Below are 19,423 nucleotides of genomic sequence, written 5' to 3'. Positions count from 1 at the left end.
ATGAGCCCCTAACTCCCTAACGATGACATATCGATCCCCTATCGGCTGACCGGAGTGCGACTCGGAGTGATCCCCGATGTGCGCTGGGGGGTCGTCTCCCTACTTTGATCACGGAGCACCGGTCGTTGCGGCCGATGCCGTCCCCCCGAACCACCGGACCAGGAGAAACCCCCATGGACTCCGTGCAGACGTTGCACGACTTCGCCCTGAACCTGCTCAACGACCCGACCGCGCTCGCGGCCTTCGGGACGGACCCGCAGGGCGCCCTCGCCGCCGCCGGTCTCGGCGACGTCAGCGCCGCCGACGTGCACGAGGTCATCCCGCTGGTGCTCGACTTCGTGCCGGTCGACAGCCTCCCCGCCGTGGACAGCCTCCCGGCCATCGGTGGCCTGTCCTCGGTCGGCACCGACGCCCCCGGCATCCAGGGCGCGATCGACCAGCTCACCGCCCTCACCGCGGGCCTCGGCCTGCCGGGCACCTCGGCGCTGCCGGGTGTCGGCGACCTCGGCACCGAGCTGCCGGCCATCGGCGACCTGGGCCTGCCCGCCGCGGTTCCGGGCGTCGGCGCCCTCCCCGGTGTGAACGACCTCACCACCACGGCCGCGGGCGTCACCGCCCTGGCCGGCGACCCGACCGGCGCCTTCGGCTCCGCGGGCGACCTCGGCTCGAGCCTCGACGCGGTCCAGGTCGCGGGCAACCTCGTGTACTCGGTCACCGACGTCGACCACAGCTCGGTCGTCGGCGCCACCGGCGAGGTCTCGCACCTCGGCGGCGACGTGGTGGGCAACCTGTCCAACAACGCGACCGCGCCGGTCTACGAGACCACCACGCACGTCGGCGACGTCACCGGTGACCTGAACAGCACCGTCGGCGCCGTCACCGGCCACATCGGTGACTTCACCGGCATCCTCAAGGGCACCTCGGACATCGACGTCAAGCACGTCAGCGGCGAGGTCACCTCGGCCGTCCACGGTGTCACCGACGTCACCGGCGCCGTGACGAACGCCACCGGCATCAGCGCCGACCACAACGCCCTCGGCCAGGTCGGCGAGCTGGCCAGCGGCAACGGCTCGGCCGTCCATGACGTCGTCTCCGATGTCGCCGACGTCAGCCACAACGCGCTGGGCAACCTGCACATCGGCGACATCGCGTCGAACAACGACATCCACATCGGGCACTGAGCCCCGAACCGGTCACCGGTGCCCGTCCCGCGGTCTGGGTGCGACCGCGGGACGGGCACCCGGTGTGCGCACGGGGAGTAAACCGGGGACACTCCTTCGCTGTGACCGCCCCCGCTTGGCTCGAAGTGCTCAACGAGACGATGGACGCGTGCCGCACGCACGGCCGCGCCGATCTCGCCGAGCGCCTGCGCAGACGCCGGGACGCCCCCACCGGGCAGATCCGGCTCGGCGTGCTCGGCTTTCCCAAACAGGGCAAGGGATACCTGCTCAACGCGGTGCTGAACGCGCCGGTGTGCGCGGTCGGCGACGCCCCGACCCCGGCCGTCCCCACCGAAATCGCCTACTCCGCCGAACCCGCCGCGACCCTGGTCGGCCGGTCCCGCGAACGGATCCCCGTCGCGGTCGAACGGCTCACCGGCGAACTCGGCGCCCGTCCCGCCGGCACGCTCAGCCGCGTGGAAGTCGGTGTGCCCCGCGAACTCCTGTCGGCCGGGCTCGTCCTCGTCGACACCCCGCCGGTCGGTGACCCGCGGTCACCGCGGACCGCGGCCGCCCTCGACCTGCTCGCCGAAGCGGACGCGGTGATCCTCGTCTCCGATGCGACGTCGCCGCTGACCGCCGCCGAACTCGCGCTCGCCCGGCACGTGCGCACCTGGTGCCCGCACGTCCTGGTGGCGCTCACCAAGATCGACGCCTCTCCCGGCTGGCGCGCGGTCGCCGAGCGCAACCGCGCGATGCTCGCCGAGGCGGGGATCGACGCGCCCGTTCAGCCGGTCTCGGCCGTGGTGCGCCAGGCCGCCGCGAAGGCCGGTGACGCGGATCTCAACGCCCGTTCCGGTTTTCCCGAGCTGCTGAACTGGATTGCTGAGCAGGCCTCGCGCCCGCCGGAGCAGTCCCGCGCGCTGCTCGCCGCCGTGGGCGTGCGAGCCGCCGCCGCGGAGCTCGTGGAGTCGCTGCGTGATCGCGCCGAGGCGGCGGGGCAGGATGCCGGGCTCGGGCAGGCCGCGCTGCTTCAGCGCGCGCAACGCCGCGCCGACGACCTGCGGCGGCAGAACACCAAGTGGCAGAACCTGCTTTCCGACGAGATCACCGACCTGCTGTCCGACGCCGAGTACGACCTGCGCGAACGGACCCGCAAGATCGTCAACACCATCGACCGCACCTTCGACGAGGGCGACCCGGCCAAGGTGTGGGACGACTTCGCGCCCTGGCTGGACAACGCGCTGGCCGAAGCCGTCGACGTCAACTACACGTGGCTCGCCGACCGGGCGGAGTGGATCGCGCAGGCGGTCGCCGCGTGCTTCGGCGCCCAGTACGACCGCGCATTGCCCGACCTGCGGCTCGACGGCTCCGGCGTGGAGGGCCTGGATGACGTCCGGCGCCCGAAGATCGAGAAGTTCAAGGTGGGGCAGCAGGCGTTCACCGGGTTGCGCGGGTCCTACGGCGGCGTGCTGATGTTCGGCCTGGTCACCAGCCTCGCCGGGCTGCCGCTGATCAACCCGGTCTCGATCGGCGCCGGCGCGGCGTTCGCGGCGAAGACGATCAAGGACGAAGGCGGCATGCGGCTGCAGCGCCGCCAGGCTGTCGCCAAGCAGGCGGCGCAGCGGCACGTCGACGACGTGTTCCTGCGCTTCAGCAAGGAATGCCGCGATTCGATCCGCCTCGTGCAGCGGCGGCTGCGTGACCACTTCACCGGCCTGGCCGAGGAACTCGCCGACGAGTTGACGCACGAGCGCGAGACGATCCTGGCCGGCACCGCCGAACGCGAGCGCCGGACCGTCCACATCAGACGCGAGATCGACCGGCTGGCCGGCCTGCACCAGCGCGCGGGCGAGCTGGGCACGATCGCCGGACGGCAGCAGCGGCGGGAGCTTTCGGCGTGACCCGGGACGTCCGCGATCTCCTCGCCGCCGCGTCCGGGCTCTACCGCGACGACCCGCGGGCTTCGGCGCTGCTGCACGACTGCGCGAACCGGCTGGAGCAGCCGCTGCGCGTCGCGTTCACCGGCGCGCCGTCGTCGGGCAAGTCGACGCTCGCCGCGGCGCTCGGCGAATGGCCGACGCGCGCGCTGCGCGACCTCGTGCTCCTCGACGACCCCGGCCCGGCCGACGAGGTCCCGGACGCGACGGTCCGGCTGGTCCGCCACCTGGAACCCGACGAACTCGCGGCGGCGCACCCGCCGGGCGGCTCGCCGTTCGCGCGGCAGAGCGCGGTCAACTCGGTGCTGGTGCTGTCCCGGGCCGACGAGGTCGGCGCGGGCCGCATCGACGCGTTGCTGACCGCGAAGCAGCTCGCGCGCCGCGCGTGGCGCGAAGACCCGCTGTGCACGGGTTTCCTGGGCGTGATCGCGGTGGCCGGCCAGCTGGCGTACGGCGGCCGGTCGTTGCGCGACGACGAGTTCGACCTCCTGGCCGCTTTCGCCGCGGTGCCGCGCGAGGAGCTGGAACGGCACGTGCTGTCGGTGGATTCGTTCACCGACCCGGCGTTCCCCGGCCCGATCCCGGTCGAGACGCGGCGATCGCTGGTCGTGCGCTTCGGGATGTTCGGCGTCCGCCTGGCGCTGACGCTGATCCGCACCGGCTGCGACGACCGGGTCAAGCTGTCGGCGGAGCTGGTGCGCCGCAGCGGGCTCGGCGAATTGCGCGACACCCTCGCGGGTTGTTTCGTGGCGAGGGCGGAGGCACTGAAGGCCCGCACGGCGGTGATCCGGCTGGAAGCGTTGCTGGCGGCCCAGCCCCGCCCGGGCGGCGACCGCCTGGTGTCCCGGGTCGAGCGCTTCGCGGCGGCCGCCCACGACTTCCGCGAACTACGCCTGATCGCGGACATCCGCGGCGGCCGCACAGCCCTGTCCGGCGACCCGGCCGAGGAGGCGGTCCGCCTGCTGGGCGCCCAGGGCACGGCCCCGGCCGACCGCCTGGGCCTCGAGCCGGACGCGGACCCGGGCGAGATCTACGACGCGGGCCTGGACGCACTGCGCCGCTGGCGCCACGAGGCCGAGCGCCCGGACCGCCCCCACGCGGAGCGCACAGCGGCCCACGTCGTGGTGCGCTCGGCGGAGGGATTGCTGGCGCTGTTCACCTAGCGGACCGCGACCGCCTCGATCTCCACCAGGTGCTCCGGCACGTCCAGTGCCGCGACGCCGATGAGCGTGGCGGGCGGCTTTGCGGTCGTGCCGACCTTCGCCGCTCCCCGGGCGACGCCGTCGAGGAGGGCCGGCATCTTGTCCGGGGTCCAGTCGACGACGGAGAAGTTCAGCTTCGCCACGTCGTCGAACGTGGCGCCGGCCGCGGCCAGTGCCGCGGCGACGTTGACGTAGCACTGCTCGACCTGTGCGGCCAGGTCGGGTTCCGTCTCCCAGGCGACCTGCCCGGCGACGAAGACGAGTTTCGTCCCTTCGGCGATCGACACCTGGTGGTAGACGTCGATCGCGGGCAGCTCGGCCGGGTTGACGAGGGTGACGCTCATCTTTCCTCCGTGGTCACTTGTGGTTACCCAGGAACCGTAGGAGAGTGTTGAGCCATGCGGAAGAAGGCACTTTTCGGTGACGGGGGAACCAGATGGTGACCAAGCAGGACGCGGACCTTTCGCGCGCCGATTCACTGGCCCGCGAGATCTTCTCCGACGTCGCCAACAAGTGGGCCTTCCTGATCATCGAGACCCTCGGCGAGCGGACCCTGCGCTTCAGCGAACTGCGCGACGAGGTCGACGGCATCAGCCACAAGATGCTGACCCAGAACCTGCGCATGCTGGAGCGCAACGGACTGGTCGAGCGCGAGGTGTACCCGACGGTCCCGCCCCGCGTCGAATACACGCTCACCGCGCCGGGCCAAGGCCTGCGGGCGACCGTCGACAGCATGTGCGGCTGGACCCAGCGCTACCTCGAAGACATCGAGACCGCCCGGCACCGCTTCGACGGCTAGGGCCGGCAACGCGCGGCCGGGGCCGCACCGGCCACCACGACGCTCGGCGTGACCCGGTTGGCGATTCCCACGCTGGTCGTGGAGCTGGAAGGCACGGCCGTGGCGTGAAAACCCGCGTGCCGCCGGGTGTTGACGCCCGGCGGGCCGCGGCGCACCATAGACCGGTCTATGGTCCAGCGCCGGCCGGAGGGAACCCGCCATGCCCCACGACGTCCGCCCCCGCGTCCGGTTGTTCGGCGAGCTCCTGGCGCACTGGGCGCGCGAGCGGCCCGCGGACACCGCGCTCCTGTTCGGCGACCGGTCGTGGACGTGGGCCGAGCTCGACGAGCGGGTCCGGCGGCTGTCGGGCGCCCTCGCCGCGGCCGGGGTGGGCCGGGGCGACCGCGTCGCGTTCGTCGACAAGAACCACCCCGCCTGCCTGGAGACGACGTTCGCCGCGGCCACGATCGGTGCCGCCAACGCCGTGGTCAACTGGCGGCTCTCCGGCGACGAACTCGCTTACGTGCTCGCGGATTCCGGGGCGAAGGTGGTCTTCGTCGGCGCCGAGCTGCGGCCCGCGCTCGACGCGATCCGCGACCGGCTGCCCGCGCTCGAACGCGTGGTCGTCGTCGGCGGGGACGACGACGAGTACGAACCGTTCCTGGCCTCCGGGGAGCCGCCCGCCGAGTCCGAAGTGGACGAACACGACGGCGTGCTGATCATGTACACCAGCGGCACCACCGGCTTCCCCAAGGGCGCGGTGCTGACCCACCGCGGCGTCCTCGCCCACGGCCTCGCCGCCGGCACCGCGTTCCCGATCGGCCCCGGCGACGTCAACCTCGTCGCGATGCCGCTGTTCCACGTCGGCGGCAGCTGCTACGCCGTTTCCGGCTTCCTCTACGGCGAACCGTCCTACCTGACCCGCGAGCCGGACGCGGCTTCGCTGTTCGCCGCGCTGAAGGCGGGGATCACGCACGCCTTCCTGGTGCCCGCCGTCGTGGCCGGGATCGCGCAGGCCGGCGAGGCGGCGCTCCAGGCGTTCTCCCGCCTGAAGTACCTCTGCTACGGCGCGTCGCCGATGCCGCTCCCGTTGCTGCGCACCGTGCTCGCCGCCTGGCCGGACGTGCGGTTCGCGCAGGTGTACGGCATGACCGAGCTGTCCGGCGCGGTCACCGCGCTGGACCCCGAAGCGCACCGCGACGCGTCCCGGCCGGAGCGGCTGGCTTCGGCGGGCACCGCACTGTCCGGAGTGGACATCCGGATCGTCGACCCGGTGACGGCCGAAGACACCGGGACCGGTGAGGTCTGGGTCCGCACCGAGCAGCGGATGGCCGGCTACCTCGGCAAGCCGGAGGCGACCGCCGAGACCATCGTGGACGGCTGGGTCCGCACCGGCGACGTCGGCCGCCTGGACGACGGCGGGTTCCTGTTCCTCGAAGACCGCGTCAAGGACATGATCATCACCGGTGGCGAGAACGTCTACTCGCCCGAGGTCGAGCGTGTGGTGGCGGAGTTCCCGGGGGTGGCCGAGGTGGCCGTGATCGGCGTTCCGGACGAGCGGTGGGGCGAGCAGGTCAAGGCCGTCGTCGCGGGCGAGGCGCTCGACGCCGACAAGCTGATGGAGTTCTGCCGGGAGCGGCTGGCCCACTACAAGTGCCCGCGCAGCGTCGACGTCGTGGACGCCTTGCCGCGCAACGCCACCGGCAAGATCCTCAAGCGCTCGTTGCGCGAGCCGTACTGGCGGGACCGGGGCCGGAACGTCTGATGCCCTCGGTCACGCGGGAGGAGTACTTCGCGGCCGCGCTCGACGTGCTGGCCCAGCACGGCTTCACCGAGCTGAACGTCGGCAGGCTGTGCCGCGGGCTCGGCGTCACGAGCGGGTCGTTCTACCACCACTTCGGGGGCTGGCCGGGGTTCGTGGAGCAGCTGCTAGAGCACTGGGGGAACCGGCAGGTACGCATCCTGCGCGAGCGGAACTTCGGCAGCGGCGGCCCGTCGGCGGACTTCGCCGCGCTGATGGACCTGACACTCGGGCTGCCGCACGAGGCCGAGGCGGCCATCCGGGCGTGGGCAGCGAACGACGAAACGGTGCGGGCGGCACAGAAACGCGTCGACGCGGCACGGCTGCGGACGGTCGGCAAGGCGGTCAAGGGCATCGTCGGCGACGGCGCCCTCGCGCGGACACTGACCTCGCTGGGCATGGCGATGCTGGTGGGCCACCAGCAACTGGCCGCGGCGGGGGAGCAGAGCGAGCTGGCCACGTTGCTGGCTGAGTACACCCGGCTGGTGCACTCACGAGGTATCTAAGCGTTGCCGAGCACCCGGGTCACGGCGATCTCGAGGACGACCCGCTGGGGGTTCGGCTTCGGCTGGCGGTAGCGGGCGGCGTAGCGGTTTTCCGCGTCGCGCACCGACTCCGGGTCGTCGCGCAGCACCGCTCGTCCCTCCAAAGTGGACCACTTCGGGCCCTCCAGCTGGCACACCGCGACGGGGACGCCCGCGGCGCCCGCGGCCCGGATCAGCCGGGCCTTGACCGAGGTGGCGAACGTGATCACGCGGGCGACGCCGGCGTCGAAGTCCACGGTGACGCCGACCGCGACGACGTGCGGCGTGCCGTCGGGCCGGACCGTGGTGAGGGTGGCCAGCCGGCGCTCGGTCCAGAACGTGCGGAAGTCGGGGCTGCGGTCGTCGATCTTCATGGGACCCACGCTAGTCCGTCCGGGTGGCCGGGGGCGCGGTGAGACCACTCACGGTCATAGTAAGGAAAGTTTCCTAACAGTCTTGACCGGGTCTTGAACCTTCTGTCACGCTCACATCGCCGTCGCCGCAGCCAACGATGTCCTTTACGGAGGAGCGATGAAGAAGATCGTCCGGGCGGTGGTGGCTTCGGCCGCGCTGGCCGCCGGGCTGCTGAGCGTGCCGACGACCGCGTCCGCGGCGGGTACCCCGTACGTGCCGGGCACGTTGCGGCCGTCGGTCTCCCAGGCCGCGCAGGACCAGGCGCTCCAGAAGTACTACGACTTCTGGAAGAAGAACTTCCTGACGACCAAGTGCGGCAGCGGCACCTACGCCGTGCTGTCGAAGGACGCCGACCACTCGTTCGTCGCCGAGGGGGAGGGCTACGGCCTGACGATCTCGGCGATGATGGCGGACAAGGACTCGCAGGCGCGCTCGATCGTCGACGGGATCCTGAAGTTCGTGAAGGCGCACCCGTCGGTCAACAACAAGGACCTGCACGCGGCCGAGCAGGATGCGAACTGCAAGAGCGTCAACGGCAGCGACTCCGCGACCGACGGCGACCTCGAAATCGCCTACGGCCTGCTGATCGCCGACCAGAAGTGGGGCAGCTCCGGCTCGGTCAACTACAAGGCCGAAGCCGTCCGGATCATCAACGCGATCAAGAAGAGCGAGGTCAACGGGTCCACGAAGTTCACGCTGCTCGGCGACTGGGGCAACGACGCGGAGTACAAGAACAGCTCGCGCTCGTCGGACTGGATGCCGGGACACCTGCGCGCCTTCGCGAAGGCGACCGGCGACAGCTTCTGGGACCAGGTCCGGACCCGTTCGGAGACCGCGGTGAGCCAGCTGCAGTCGCAGTACGCGCCGAACACGGGCCTGCTGCCGGACTTCGTCGTCAGCACGAACTCGACCCCGAAGCCGGCGCCGTCGAACTTCCTGGAGGGCCCGTACGACGGCAAGTACAGCTGGAACGCTTGCCGCGACCCGTGGCGCCTCGGCGTGGACGCGATCTCTTTTTCCGGTAGCGCGGCGGCGAACCAGGTCCGCAAGATGACGACGTGGATCAAGTCCGCCACGGGCGGCGACCCGGCGAAGATCCAGAGCGGTTATTCCCTGTCGGGTTCGAAGACCGAAAGCGGCCAGCACCCGTGCTTCACGGCCCCGTTCGCGGTGGCGGCGATGGCGGACCCGGGCAGCCAGGCCTGGCTCGACAAGCTGTGGACGGCGGTTTCGTCGTGGTCCCCGGACGCGACGGACTACTACGGAACGGGCATCACGATCCAGGTCCTGCTCGTCCTGAGCGGCAACTACGTGGCTGCTTAGCTCGGCTCTCGCGGCGGCAGTCCCGCGGCGCGGTAGATCTCGTCGATCACGGTCATCGTCTCGACCGCGTCGGCCGCCGAGGTCTTGACCGGTTCGCCGTGCAGGACTGCCGCCGCGAACGCGTCCAGCTGGTAGGCGTACGTCGGACGGCGGGGGAACTTCTCCGTGCGGCGAGCGCCGGAAACGCGCACCGAAACCCGGTGGTACGCCTGGGGCATCAGCGGGTTGAGGACGCTGATCGACCCCTTCGAGCCGACCACCTTCGCGTTGATCTTGAGCAGCGAAGACGACCACATCGAGCACGTCACCCGGCCGGTGTGGCCCGCGGGGAAGCGAAGCTCCGCCGTCATCGCCCGGTCGACCCGCGGTGACCGCAGGCGCGCCGAAGCCGAGACCACCGTCGGTGTCTCGCCACCTCCGAACGTCCGGGCCATGTGGACCGCGTAGCAGCCCGCGTCCATCAGCGCGCCGCCCGCCAGGCCGTAGTCGTAGCGGATGTCCGAGAACTTCGGCAGCGGGAAGCACACCGCCGTCTCGACGCGCTCCAGCGTGCCCAGCTCGCCGGACGCGACGATCTCCTCCACCCACAGCGCCAGCGGGTGGTAGCGGTAGTGGAACGCCTCCATGACCACGCGGTCCGACGCGGCCGCCAGCGCGGCGATCTCGCGAGCCTCCGCCGCGTTCGCCGTGAACGGCTTCTCGCACAGCACGTGCTTGCCGGCTTCCAGCGCCGCCCGGGTCCAGCGGCCGTGGAGGCCGTTCGGGAGCGGGTTGTACACGGCGTCGATGTCCGGATCCGCCAGCAACTCTTCGTAGCTCCCGTGAGCCCGCGGAATCAGATGCCGGGAAGCAAACGCTTGCGCCCGGTCGGCCGAGCGGGCCGCGATCGCCGTGACCTCGACGTCGGGGTGTGCGGAAGCGGGCTTGATCAGGGCGGCCGGGGCGATGCGAGCCGCCCCCAGGATGCCGATCCGCAGGCTCATGCGGCGAAGCTAGCACCGGAGGAGATTTCAACAGCCAGTTGACCTCTTCAACAACGAGTTGTACCGTTCGGCCCAGCCGAACAGTGGAGGTCCGAAATGTCCCGTTCACGCGCCGCACAGGCGGTGTTGCTCGCGAGCCTGGCCGTCCTGGTGACCGCTTGCGGCGGTGGCCCCGACGGCGCGGGCGGGACGTCGCAGGCCGCCGGCGCGCCCGCGTCCGGCATCCCGGACACCGCCGCCATCGTGCAGGGTGTGCAGAAGGACGCGCAGCTCAACGCCGCCCTGCCGGACAACGTCAAGCAGGCGGGCCTGCACCTGGCGTCGAACCTGCAGTCCGCGCCCAACAACTTCTACGCCGCCGACGGCAAGACCCCGATCGGTTACGAGGTCGACCTCGCCAAGGCCATCGCCGCGAAGCTCGGCGTCCAGGTCACCCACCAGGACATGGCGTTCGGCTCGCTCATCACCAGCCTCCAGTCGGGCCGCATCGACCTGACCATGGCCGGCATGAACGACACCAAGGCCCGCCAGGCGCAGATCGACTTCGTCGACTACTTCACCTCGGGCATCACGATCATGATCCGCAAGGGCAACCCGGACGGCATCACCGGCCCGGACACCCTCTGCGGCAAGAACGTCGCCGTCGTGCAGGGCACCAGCCACCAGAAGTTCGCCGAAGCGCAGAGCACGAAGTGCACGCAGGCCGGCAAGCCCGCGGTCAACGTCACCGCGACCGACAGCGACAACCAGAACCAGAACCAGCTGCGCACCGGCCGCGTCGCCGCGATCCTCAACGACCTGCCCAGCGCCGTCTACATCTCGCGCACCGCGGGCGAGGGCAAGTTCTTCGAGGTCGTCCCGGGCGAGCCGATCGAGGGCGGGCCGTACGGCATCGGCGTCAACAAGGCGAACACGGCGCTGCGCGACTCGGTGCAGAAGGCGCTGCAAGCACTGATCGCCGACGGCACCTACGGCAAGGTCCTGCAGGCCTGGGGCGTCGAGCAGGGTGCCATCAAGGAGGCCGCGGTCAATGGCGGCTCCTGAGCCACTCCCGATCGTCCGGCTCCGCCACTGGGGACGGTGGGTCGCCGCGGCGATCATCCTGGCCCTGCTCGTGCTGCTGGGCATCGCGCTCGGCAACGCGCAGATCGAGTGGAACCAGGTCCCGGACTTCGTCTTCTACAAGGTGATGGCGACGGGGCTACTCAACACCGTCGTGCTGGCGGTGCTGTCCCAGGCCGTCGCGATCGTGCTCGGCATCGTCATCGCCCTGCTGCGCCGCAGCGCCAACCCGGTCGCCCGGTGGTTCGCCGCCGGCTACATCTGGATCTTCCGCGGCCTTCCGGTGCTGCTGCAGATCCTCCTCTGGTACAACCTGGCGCTGGTGTTCCCGGTCATCGACATCCCGTTCCTGGTCCACGAGCAGACGAACGTGCTGATCAGCGCGTTCACCGCCGCGTTCCTCGGCCTGGCGCTCAACGAAAGCGCGTACATGGCCGAGATCGTCCGGGCCGGGCTCAACAGCGTCGACAGTGGACAGACCGAGGCGGCGAAGTCGATCGGCATGACGCCGGCCGCGACGCTGCGCCGGGTCGTGCTGCCGCAGGCCATGCGCGTGATCATCCCGCCGACCGGCAACGACTTCATCAACATGCTCAAGGGCACGTCGATGGCGTCGGTGATCGGCGTGACCGAGCTGATCCACGCGGCGAACAACATCTCGTCGAACAACCTGCTGGTGATGGAGACCCTGCTGGCCGCGGCCGTCTGGTACATGGTCGTGGTGACCGTCGCCGGGGTGGGCCAGCACTACCTGGAGCGCTCGTTCGGCCAGGCCGATCGTGGGCCGCTCGCCCGCGCGGGCAAGGCGTTGCGCGGCGTGCCGCTGGTGAGGAGTGCCCGTGTCTGAGCCACTGCTACGCGCCGTCGGCGTCAAGAAGTCCTACGGTCACACCGAAGTCCTCGGCGGCATCGACCTCGAAGTCCACAAGGGACAGGTCGTCTGCCTGCTCGGCCCGTCCGGCGCCGGGAAGAGCACCTTCCTGCGCTGCATCAACCACCTGGAGACGATCGACGCCGGCCAGATCTGGGTCGACGGCGAGCCGATCGGCTTCCGGCAACGCGGCGGGAAGCTGTACGAACTGCGCGAGCGCGACGTCGCCCGCCAGCGCCGGGACATCGGCATGGTGTTCCAGCGGTTCAACCTGTTCGCGCACCGGACCGCGCTGGAGAACGTCGTCGAGGGCCCGATCCGGGTGCTCGGCCTGAAGCCCGACGACGCCCGCAAGCAGGGGCTCGAGCTGCTCGACCGCGTCGGGCTCGCGCACCGCGCCGACGCCTACCCGGCGCAGCTGTCCGGCGGGCAGCAGCAGCGCGTGGCGATCGCGCGGTCGCTGGCGATGAAACCGAAGCTGATGCTGTTCGACGAGCCGACGTCGGCACTCGACCCGGAGCTGGTCGGGGAGGTGCTGGAAGTGATGAGTACGTTGGCGGGGGAGGGGATGACGATGGTCGTCGTGACGCACGAGATGAGCTTCGCCGCAGAGGCCGCCGACGAGGTGGTGTTCCTGGCCGACGGCGCCGTCGTCGAGACCGGGCCGCCGTCGGAGGTCTTGAGCGCGCCGAAGCACGAACGCACCCGGCAGTTCCTGGCGAGGATCCTCGCGTGACGCGGATTTCGCCCCGGTACCTGCTCCAGTTCGACGAGCCCGCCGGCTACCTCGACTTCGCCCGGTTCGGCCCGCCGTCGCACGCGGTGCTCGACACCACGGCCGCCCTGCTCGACCAGGCCACCACCGCCGGTCCATCCACTGTGGACGAGCTGATGCGGCAGGAGATCCGGGCCAAGGCCGCCGCCGCGCGGCTGTCCGGTTCGGACACCGACCACACCGTGCTGCTCCCGCACACCAGCTTGGGGCTGTTCCAGGCCGCGTTCCACAGCTCCGGCGAAGTCCTGGTGTCGGCGGCGGAATTCCCCGCCAACACCTACCCGTGGGCGCGCGCCGAACAGGCCGGGCGCCTCACCGTGCGGCGGCTGACCGGCGGTTACGTCACGCCGGAGCGGGTCGCTTCCGCGTTGACGCCGGAGATCACCACGGTGAGCGTCAGCGCGGTCGACTTCCGCACCGGGTTCCGCGCCGACCTGGCCGCGCTGCGCGACGTCGTCGGCGACCGGCTGCTGGTCGTCGACGGCATCCAGGGCTTCGGCGTGGTCGAGGCGCCGTGGGAGGTCGCGGACGTGCTGGTCGTCGGCGGGCAGAAGTGGCTGCGCGCGGGCTGGGGGACCGGCTTCGCGGTGCTGTCCGACAACGCGCTCGAGCGGATGGACCCGGTGCTGTCGGGCTGGACCGGCGCGCGCGACCCCGGCCTGTTCGACGACGAGATCCACGCCCCCGACGCCACCGCGCAGGCCTGGTCGATCTCCAACCTCAGCCCGATCACTTCGGGTGCGTTCGCCGAAGCCCTCGAACTCGTCGAGGACGCCGGGGTGCCCGCCATCGCGGCGCGGATCGCCGAGCGGATCGGGTCGTTCGAGGAGGTGCTGGCCTCGTGCGGCGCGGAAGTGGTTTCGGCAACCGGGCGGCGGGCGGGGATCCTGGCGTTCACGCTGCCCGGCCACCCCGCCGAGCAGGTCGGCGCGGCGCTGGCCAACGCCGGGATCGCGGCGACCGTGCGGCCCGAGCACGTCCGCCTGTCGCCGCACGCCTCGACACCGGCGGCCGCGGCGGACCTGCTGCGCGCCGCGCTGGAGACGTTGACCAAGCCGCGTGAGCCGCTGGCCGTCCCCGCCGCGGGTGCGACCACGCACGAGGTGCTCACCGCGCTCGTCCCGGCGATCCCGGGGCTGGCGGCGATGCTGGGGCCGGGCAACGAAGTACTGCTGCACGACCTGAGCCGGCTGCCGGATTCGATCGTCGCCATCGCCGGCGACCTGACCGGCCGCAGCGTCGGCGGGCCGATGACCGACCTGCTGCTCGGCCTGGTCCGCCGCGGCACCACGCAGGACCTGACGAACTACCGCACGCACGGCCCGGACGGGCGGCCGATCCGCTCGTCGACGCTGTTCCTGCGCGACGCCGACGGGATCGCGGTCGGCTGCCTGTGCGTCAACAGCGTGGACGCGTCGGCTCCGGCCGGCGGCAACGGCGAGCCGGAGACTTTCCCACCGGACGTCGACAGCCTGCAGCGGTTCCTCGTCGACCGGGCGGTCACCAAGGCCGGGATCCCGGTGGACCTGATGAAGAAACGGCACAAGGCCGCGGTGGTCCGGGAACTCGACGAGGCCGGTTATTTCCTCATCAAGGACGCGGTGGACCACCTGGCCGGGCGGCTCGACGTCACGCGCTACACGATCTACAACTACCTCAACGAAATTCGCGCCTGACCCTGCCCGAACGGACCTTGTTCCCGGGGTTTAGCGAGGCGCACCATGGCGCGCATGACCGAACCGGACACCCGCGCGCTGGTGCGGCTCGAAGCGGAGGGCGGCGCCGACGAGGAGGAACTCGACCGGCTCGCCCGCCGGCTGCGCGCCGAGCTGGGCGAGCTGGACGTCGACCTGCTGGCCGCGCCGGGCGAGCTCCCCGCGGGCGCGAAGGCCGCGGACCCGGTGACGATCGGCTCGCTGGTGGTGGCGTTCAGCGCGGCCGGCGGCGTGTTCCCCGGCCTGGTGGAGACGCTGCGCGAGTGGCTGGGCCGCCAGGCGGGCAAGCACCGGATCAAGGTGACGCTCGACGGGGACACCGTCGAGCTGGAGCGGGCGACGTCGGCGGAGCGCCAGGAGCTGATCGACGCCTTCGTCCGGCGGCACGCCTAGCGCGGTGGTCCGGTGGTCGTGAGTGTTGAGTCGGGTTAGAACCCGACTCAACACTCACGACCAGCCGCGGCAGGAGTGCTACGGGCCCTCGGGTGGGGTTGGCATGGGGGCCGGTTTTGCGCCGCGCATGCGTTCCTCGGTCCAGTAGTCCGGGTCGGTCTGGACCGCCGGTCCGCCGGCGACCTCCGGACCGGCGGGTGCGGCCGGCCCGGTGGGGTCGGCCGCACCCGCTGCGCCCAGCCACCCGGCGACGGCGGAGGCACCCAGCGCGACGGCCGCCGCGACCAGCGCCACCACCACTACCGTGCGCCTGGTGCTCACGGGTGCCTCCCTACGGGGTGTGGTCCTTCGCCGCGTTGAAGACGTCCAGAACGTGGTTGTCGTAATACGGCCCGGAATTGTTCCCGTTCAGATTACCCTGCATGGCGCTGATCACGTAACCGAGACCGTTGGATTGGTAATCCTCGAGCCACGGCCCACCGCTGGAACCGCCGCCGAAATTGCAGCCGAGCCGATAGGCGTTGGCGCTCGGCCACCGGTCGGTCGTTCCCCAGCAGTACCACTGCACCTCGCCGCTGTCCCGGTCGCCCGGGTAACCCGCGATGTGCACGAAACGGCTGTAGCTCCCGTTGACCCGGAAGCCGTGGCCGCCCGCCGCGTCGACCACCCGCTGGCCGGAACTGTTGGTGTTCGTCACGACGAACGCGAAGTCCCGCTGCCAGTCGTTGCGCACCGACCAGCCCGTGGAGTAGTGGAACCAGTAGGCGGAGAACCGCCCCCGCGGCTGGGAGCCGTGGTCGTAGCCCGGGATGAAGACCCAGTTCAGCATGACCTGGCCGTTGCCGCCGCCGACGATCGAGCAGTGGCCCGCGGTCACGACGAGCCGCTTCGAACCGCTGTTCAAGGCGCTGCCGGAACACATGTAGTTCTTGTTGTCCCGCGGGTCGAGGAAGTAGATCTTGCCGTTGGTGTAGGAGAACCAGGCGTCCTGGGTCGTCTTGTCGCCGGCCGCGGGCGCCGCCGGATCGCTGGCGGTCACGGCTTTCGCCGTCACGGCAGGCAGTTCCTTGTCCGTGGTGCCGGCGGGTGCGACGACGGGAATGGCCGACGCGAGCCGCGACGGCGTCCAGTAGTCGTCGACGATCCGCTGCGCCTCCTCGCCGGAGGCTTGCCGCTGAGCACCGGTTTTCCCGTCCCGCACGAGCGCGGCGGAGCCGACCAGCGAATCGGTTTCCGCCGCGGTCGCGGCGGTGGCCGGCACGGCGCTCAGCACCGACGCCGCGAGCGTCACGCCGGAAATGACGGCAAGCAGCGATCTTCGTTTGAACATCATCTTTTCCCCCTCGATTGTTTTCCGGCCGCAATGTGGCCGGCCTCGGCATGACCGTACCGAGATGATTTTGGGGGAACAACCCGCCGCTTGGCAGAAGGGGTTGCGCGCCACGGCGCATTTCCGGTTGCTCGGCCACGGTGGGAAATCGTGGCCGTCCACGGGTTCTGCTCGATATTTTCCGTCGATCGAACCCGGGTTCGATCACTCCGAAAAGGACTCCACCGCGTCCGCGGCCGCCGCGAGGCCGCCGTGCCCGCGGATCTCCGCCTTCAGCTCCGCCAGCCGCGCCGCCACCGAGGCCGACGACGACACCTCCTCGACCGCCGCCCGCAGGGACTCCGCCGTCACCGAGCCGGCGGGCAGGTGCCGTCCGACCCCCAGCGCTTCGAGCTGGGCCGCGTTGCCGAACTGGTCCGCGGCCTGCGGGATCGCCACCGAGGGCACGCCGAACCACAGCGCTTCCGTCGCCCCGCCCATGCCCGCGTGGGTCACGAACGCCGTCGCCGCTTCGAGGACCGCCAGCTGCGGCACGCTTTCGTGCACCTCCACCGAGTCCGGCAGCGGACCGAGGTCGGCCGGGGACACGTGCTTGCCCAGGGAAATCACCACGTGCCAGTCTTCGGCGAACGCCGAAACGCAGGCGCGGTAGACGTCGAGCTGGTCGTTGTACGCCGTCCCGAACGACACCAGCAGCACGCGGCGGCCCGACGACGGCGGCGTCCACGACCGGTCGGCCAGCCGGGCGGGGTCCAGGCACGGCCCGACGAACCGGACGTGCGGACCGACCCGGCCGGCGTGCGGTTGCATGGCGCGCGGGATGAGCGACAGCACGTGGGCCGGGTGGCCGATCCACTCCCACGGGTCCGCGGTGATCCCGTTCTCCCGCAGCCAAGCGGAATACGTGGCCGCGTAGTCCACTCCGGACGGTGACGCCTTGATCGGCGCCATCACCTCGGCCATGTCCTCGTCGTACCCGTCCCACGCCACCAGCGTCGGCGACAGCTGCACGGCGGGAACGCCGTACCGCTCGCCGAGCAGCGGCGCGCCCAGCCCGCCGATGTCGTACAGCAGGAGATCGGGCCGGTCGTCGTCGAACGCCGCGGTCAGCCGCGGGTGGACCGCGATCGCTTCGTCGAGGAAGACGCGCATCGCCTCGGCCGGGTCGTCCGGCCACACCGCCGCTTCCCCGAGCGGGAAGATCGTCGGGTGAGCCACGACCGCGGCGCCGGTCGGCTCGACCAGCGACGCGAGCGGCTCACCGACGACGTAGGACACCCGGTGCCCACGGCGCACCAGCTCGCCGATCAGGCCCAGCGACGGGTAGACGTGACTCGGCGCGGTGCAGCCGACCATGACGATGTGCGTGCGCGACATGATCATCGACCGTAGCGGAGCCCGAATGCGCCGTGCCATCCGATTTCCGCCTTTAGTAGGGCCCTGCCCCTTCGTACCTGCCCGGAAAGCGCGTCCGGGACTAGGGTTCACCCGCCCGAAGTCGCAGGGGAAAGGGAGAAAACAGTGAGACGTGCCGTTTTCGCCGCGGTGGCCGCCGCCGCGGTGGCGTCCACGCTCGTGGCCGCGCCGGCCGCGAGCGCCGCGCCCGCGAAGGAGGCGTCGATCGCCTGGGGTGCGTGCACCGATCCGACGCTCGTCGCCGCCGGGGCCGAGTGCGGGTTCCTGGGGGTGCCGCTCGACTACCGCAAGCCGGCCGGGGAGCAGGTGCAGCTCGCCGTCAGCCGCGTCAAGCACAAGGTGCCCGACGCGCAGTACCAGGGCGTCATGCTCACCAACCCCGGTGGGCCCGGCGGGTCCGGCCTGCTGCTGGCCACCCGCGGGCCGCGCGTGCCCAATCACGCCGGGGACGCCTACGACTGGGTCGGCTTCGACCCGCGCGGTGTCGGTTCCAGCAAGCCCGCGCTGAGCTGCGACCCGAACTACATGGACTACAACCGTCCCCAGTACGTGCCGTTCACCCCGCAGCTGGAGAAGACCTGGCTGAACCGCTCCAAGGGGTATGCCGAGGCCTGCGCGAAGAACAACTCCAAGGCCCTGCTGGAGAACATGAAGACGACGGACACGGTCCAGGACATGGACTCGATCCGCAAGGCGCTCGGCCAGCGGCAGCTCAACTTCTACGGCTACTCCTACGGCACCTACCTCGGCCAGGTGTACGGCACGCTGTACCCGCAGAACGTGCGCCGGATGGTGCTCGACTCGACGGTCGACCCGCGCGGCGTCTGGTACGGCGACAACCTCAACCAGGACATCGCCTTCGACCAGAACATCCTCATCTGGTTCGGCTGGCTCGCCCAGCACGACGACGCCTACCACCTCGGCAAGACGCAGTCCGCGGTGCAGCGCGTGGTCAACGAGCAGCTGCTCAAGGCGCAGTTCAACCCGGCGGGCGGCGTGATCGGCCCGGACGAGATCCTCGACGTCATCCAGCAGGCCAGCTACTACCAGCTGCGGTGGACGCTGCTGGGCGACGCGCTGTCCCGGTTCGTCAACAACGGTGACTGGCAGAACTGGAAGACGCTGTTCGAGGCCTTCGGCGGCCGCGGCGACGACAACGGCTACGCGGTCTACCTCGCCGTGCAGTGCACCGACGTCCAGTGGCCGCAGAGCTGGAACCAGTGGAAGCGCGACAACTGGAAGACCTTCACCAAGGCGCCGTACTTCACCTGGCAGAACGCCTGGTTCAACGCGCCTTGCCTGTACTGGCCCGCGAAGGCCGGGAAGCCGACCAAGATCGACGGCAAGGGCGTGCCGAGCGTCCTGATGATCGACGAGACGCTCGACGCGGCGACGCCGTTCGAGGGCAGCCTCGAGGTCCGCAGCCGCTTCCCGGGTGCGTCGCTGATCTCCGAGCCGGGCGGCACCAGCCACGCGATCACCCCGCGCGGCAACGCCTGCGTCGACAACAAGATCGCCGACTACCTGGCGACGGGCGCGCTCCCGGCCCGCAAGCCGGGTCGCACGGCCGACGTCGAGTGCGCCCCGCTGCCGCTGCCGACGCCACCGGCGCCGACCGCCGCGAAGGCTGACGTCGCCGCGACGCAGGGCCTGGTTGCCGGGCGGTTCGCCGGCTGACCTGCGGAAACCCTGAAGAACGGGGTGTCGGGCCCAGTGCCCGGCACCCCGTTTTTCGT

At 70.9% G+C, this 19,423-nt stretch carries 19 protein-coding genes and 1 pseudogene; 14 read left to right on the top strand and 6 right to left on the bottom strand.

Going from position 1 to position 19,423, the window contains the following annotated elements; all coding sequences use genetic code 11:
- Positions 1-173: 173 nt before the first annotated feature.
- From SD460_RS42695 to SD460_RS42685, 3 genes are all read left to right on the top strand, one after another.
- Positions 174-1,181 carry an IniB N-terminal domain-containing protein gene (locus SD460_RS42695; protein WP_318307630.1) on the top strand — a complete coding sequence of 336 codons (1,008 nt, stop codon included), beginning with the start codon at positions 174-176 and terminating at the stop codon, positions 1,179-1,181.
- A 101-nt stretch (positions 1,182-1,282) separates the two neighbouring features.
- Positions 1,283-3,064, top strand: coding sequence for a dynamin family protein (locus tag SD460_RS42690; RefSeq protein WP_290060560.1), 1,782 nt, complete (start codon positions 1,283-1,285; stop codon positions 3,062-3,064).
- The gene (locus tag SD460_RS42685; RefSeq protein WP_318307629.1) at positions 3,061-4,263 is read left to right on the top strand and encodes a GTPase; all 1,203 of its coding nucleotides are present in this window, start codon (positions 3,061-3,063) and stop codon (positions 4,261-4,263) included. Before SD460_RS42690 ends, SD460_RS42685 begins: the two co-directional genes overlap by 4 nt.
- Here SD460_RS42685 and SD460_RS42680 read toward each other — a convergent pair.
- Complete coding sequence (locus SD460_RS42680; RefSeq protein ID WP_290060558.1) at positions 4,260-4,646, bottom strand: RidA family protein; 387 nt, start codon at positions 4,644-4,646, stop codon at positions 4,260-4,262. The two genes, SD460_RS42685 and SD460_RS42680, sit on opposite strands and share 4 nt — an antisense overlap.
- A 92-nt stretch (positions 4,647-4,738) precedes the next feature.
- Between SD460_RS42680 and SD460_RS42675 the strand changes: the two genes are divergently transcribed.
- From SD460_RS42675 to SD460_RS42660, 4 genes and pseudogenes are all read left to right on the top strand, one after another.
- Positions 4,739-5,101 (top strand): winged helix-turn-helix transcriptional regulator, encoded by a 363-nt coding sequence (locus SD460_RS42675; RefSeq protein WP_290060557.1) that lies wholly within the window; start codon positions 4,739-4,741, stop codon positions 5,099-5,101.
- Between the two features lie 3 nt (positions 5,102-5,104).
- Positions 5,105-5,209: pseudogene (locus SD460_RS42670) on the top strand (RidA family protein); the annotation flags it as partial.
- A 91-nt stretch (positions 5,210-5,300) separates the two neighbouring features.
- Positions 5,301-6,845 (top strand): acyl-CoA synthetase, encoded by a 1,545-nt coding sequence (locus tag SD460_RS42665; RefSeq protein ID WP_290060554.1) that lies wholly within the window; start codon positions 5,301-5,303, stop codon positions 6,843-6,845.
- Complete coding sequence (locus tag SD460_RS42660; RefSeq protein ID WP_290060551.1) at positions 6,845-7,387, top strand: TetR/AcrR family transcriptional regulator; 543 nt, start codon at positions 6,845-6,847, stop codon at positions 7,385-7,387. Before SD460_RS42665 ends, SD460_RS42660 begins: the two co-directional genes overlap by 1 nt.
- Here the strand turns inward: SD460_RS42660 and SD460_RS42655 are convergent.
- Positions 7,384-7,779 carry a TIGR03618 family F420-dependent PPOX class oxidoreductase gene (locus SD460_RS42655; protein WP_290060549.1) on the bottom strand — a complete coding sequence of 132 codons (396 nt, stop codon included), beginning with the start codon at positions 7,777-7,779 and terminating at the stop codon, positions 7,384-7,386. The two genes, SD460_RS42660 and SD460_RS42655, sit on opposite strands and share 4 nt — an antisense overlap.
- 157 nt (positions 7,780-7,936) lie before the next feature.
- Here SD460_RS42655 and SD460_RS42650 point away from each other — a divergent pair, with 157 nt between their 5' ends.
- A complete protein-coding gene (locus tag SD460_RS42650; RefSeq protein ID WP_290060547.1) occupies positions 7,937-9,142 on the top strand; it encodes a family 8 glycosyl hydrolase in 1,206 nt (401 codons plus the stop codon).
- On the opposite strand, the gene SD460_RS42645 is transcribed toward SD460_RS42650, so the two are convergent.
- Entirely contained in the window at positions 9,139-10,125 is a 987-nt protein-coding gene (locus tag SD460_RS42645; protein WP_290060546.1) for a Gfo/Idh/MocA family protein, read from the bottom strand. The two genes, SD460_RS42650 and SD460_RS42645, sit on opposite strands and share 4 nt — an antisense overlap.
- A gap of 96 nt (positions 10,126-10,221) precedes the next feature.
- On the opposite strand from SD460_RS42645, the gene SD460_RS42640 reads away from it, so the two are divergent.
- The 5 genes from SD460_RS42640 to SD460_RS42620 are packed head-to-tail and all read left to right on the top strand — an operon-like array spanning position 10,222 to position 14,941.
- Complete coding sequence (locus tag SD460_RS42640) at positions 10,222-11,169, top strand: ABC transporter substrate-binding protein (protein WP_290060544.1); 948 nt, start codon at positions 10,222-10,224, stop codon at positions 11,167-11,169.
- A complete protein-coding gene (locus SD460_RS42635) occupies positions 11,156-12,034 on the top strand; it encodes an amino acid ABC transporter permease (protein ID WP_290060542.1) in 879 nt (292 codons plus the stop codon). The genes SD460_RS42640 and SD460_RS42635 overlap by 14 nt, the downstream gene beginning before the upstream one ends.
- Entirely contained in the window at positions 12,027-12,794 is a 768-nt protein-coding gene (locus SD460_RS42630) for an amino acid ABC transporter ATP-binding protein (protein WP_290060540.1), read from the top strand. The genes SD460_RS42635 and SD460_RS42630 overlap by 8 nt, the downstream gene beginning before the upstream one ends.
- Positions 12,791-14,509 carry an aminotransferase class V-fold PLP-dependent enzyme gene (locus SD460_RS42625; protein WP_290060538.1) on the top strand — a complete coding sequence of 573 codons (1,719 nt, stop codon included), beginning with the start codon at positions 12,791-12,793 and terminating at the stop codon, positions 14,507-14,509. The genes SD460_RS42630 and SD460_RS42625 overlap by 4 nt, the downstream gene beginning before the upstream one ends.
- Before the next feature lie 54 nt (positions 14,510-14,563).
- Complete coding sequence (locus SD460_RS42620) at positions 14,564-14,941, top strand: effector-associated constant component EACC1 (RefSeq protein ID WP_290060535.1); 378 nt, start codon at positions 14,564-14,566, stop codon at positions 14,939-14,941.
- A 78-nt stretch (positions 14,942-15,019) separates the two neighbouring features.
- Here SD460_RS42620 and SD460_RS42615 read toward each other — a convergent pair whose 3' ends face one another.
- From SD460_RS42615 to SD460_RS42605, 3 genes are read right to left on the bottom strand one after another with little or no spacing between them, the layout of a single operon-like run.
- The gene (locus tag SD460_RS42615) at positions 15,020-15,262 is read right to left on the bottom strand and encodes a hypothetical protein (protein ID WP_318307628.1); all 243 of its coding nucleotides are present in this window, start codon (positions 15,260-15,262) and stop codon (positions 15,020-15,022) included.
- 10 nt (positions 15,263-15,272) lie between these two features.
- Positions 15,273-16,433 (bottom strand): trypsin-like serine peptidase, encoded by a 1,161-nt coding sequence (locus SD460_RS42610; RefSeq protein ID WP_318307627.1) that lies wholly within the window; start codon positions 16,431-16,433, stop codon positions 15,273-15,275.
- 42 nt (positions 16,434-16,475) lie between these two features.
- The gene (locus tag SD460_RS42605) at positions 16,476-17,648 is read right to left on the bottom strand and encodes a macrolide family glycosyltransferase (RefSeq protein WP_290060012.1); all 1,173 of its coding nucleotides are present in this window, start codon (positions 17,646-17,648) and stop codon (positions 16,476-16,478) included.
- A 144-nt stretch (positions 17,649-17,792) separates the two neighbouring features.
- On the opposite strand from SD460_RS42605, the gene SD460_RS42600 reads away from it, so the two are divergent.
- Complete coding sequence (locus tag SD460_RS42600; protein ID WP_290060013.1) at positions 17,793-19,364, top strand: alpha/beta hydrolase; 1,572 nt, start codon at positions 17,793-17,795, stop codon at positions 19,362-19,364.
- Positions 19,365-19,423 lie beyond the last annotated feature (59 nt).

Source organism: Amycolatopsis solani (genome assembly GCF_033441515.1).
Classification (GTDB): domain Bacteria; phylum Actinomycetota; class Actinomycetes; order Mycobacteriales; family Pseudonocardiaceae; genus Amycolatopsis; species Amycolatopsis solani.
This window is presented reverse-complemented; position numbering and strand designations above follow the sequence as displayed.

What these genes read in the sequence shown, in the direction of transcription:
- SD460_RS42695 (WP_318307630.1), top strand. Translation starts at nt 174, where the DNA reads ATGGACTCCGTGCAGACGTTGCACGACTTCGCCCTGAACCTGCTCAAC.
- SD460_RS42680 (WP_290060558.1), bottom strand. Translation starts at nt 4,646, where the DNA reads ATGAGCGTCACCCTCGTCAACCCGGCCGAGCTGCCCGCGATCGACGTC.
- SD460_RS42675 (WP_290060557.1), top strand. Translation starts at nt 4,739, where the DNA reads ATGGTGACCAAGCAGGACGCGGACCTTTCGCGCGCCGATTCACTGGCC.
- SD460_RS42665 (WP_290060554.1), top strand. Translation starts at nt 5,301, where the DNA reads ATGCCCCACGACGTCCGCCCCCGCGTCCGGTTGTTCGGCGAGCTCCTG.
- SD460_RS42660 (WP_290060551.1), top strand. Translation starts at nt 6,845, where the DNA reads ATGCCCTCGGTCACGCGGGAGGAGTACTTCGCGGCCGCGCTCGACGTG.
- SD460_RS42655 (WP_290060549.1), bottom strand. Translation starts at nt 7,779, where the DNA reads ATGAAGATCGACGACCGCAGCCCCGACTTCCGCACGTTCTGGACCGAG.
- SD460_RS42650 (WP_290060547.1), top strand. Translation starts at nt 7,937, where the DNA reads ATGAAGAAGATCGTCCGGGCGGTGGTGGCTTCGGCCGCGCTGGCCGCC.
- SD460_RS42645 (WP_290060546.1), bottom strand. Translation starts at nt 10,125, where the DNA reads ATGAGCCTGCGGATCGGCATCCTGGGGGCGGCTCGCATCGCCCCGGCC.
- SD460_RS42640 (WP_290060544.1), top strand. Translation starts at nt 10,222, where the DNA reads ATGTCCCGTTCACGCGCCGCACAGGCGGTGTTGCTCGCGAGCCTGGCC.
- SD460_RS42635 (WP_290060542.1), top strand. Translation starts at nt 11,156, where the DNA reads ATGGCGGCTCCTGAGCCACTCCCGATCGTCCGGCTCCGCCACTGGGGA.
- SD460_RS42620 (WP_290060535.1), top strand. Translation starts at nt 14,564, where the DNA reads ATGACCGAACCGGACACCCGCGCGCTGGTGCGGCTCGAAGCGGAGGGC.
- SD460_RS42605 (WP_290060012.1), bottom strand. Translation starts at nt 17,648, where the DNA reads ATGTCGCGCACGCACATCGTCATGGTCGGCTGCACCGCGCCGAGTCAC.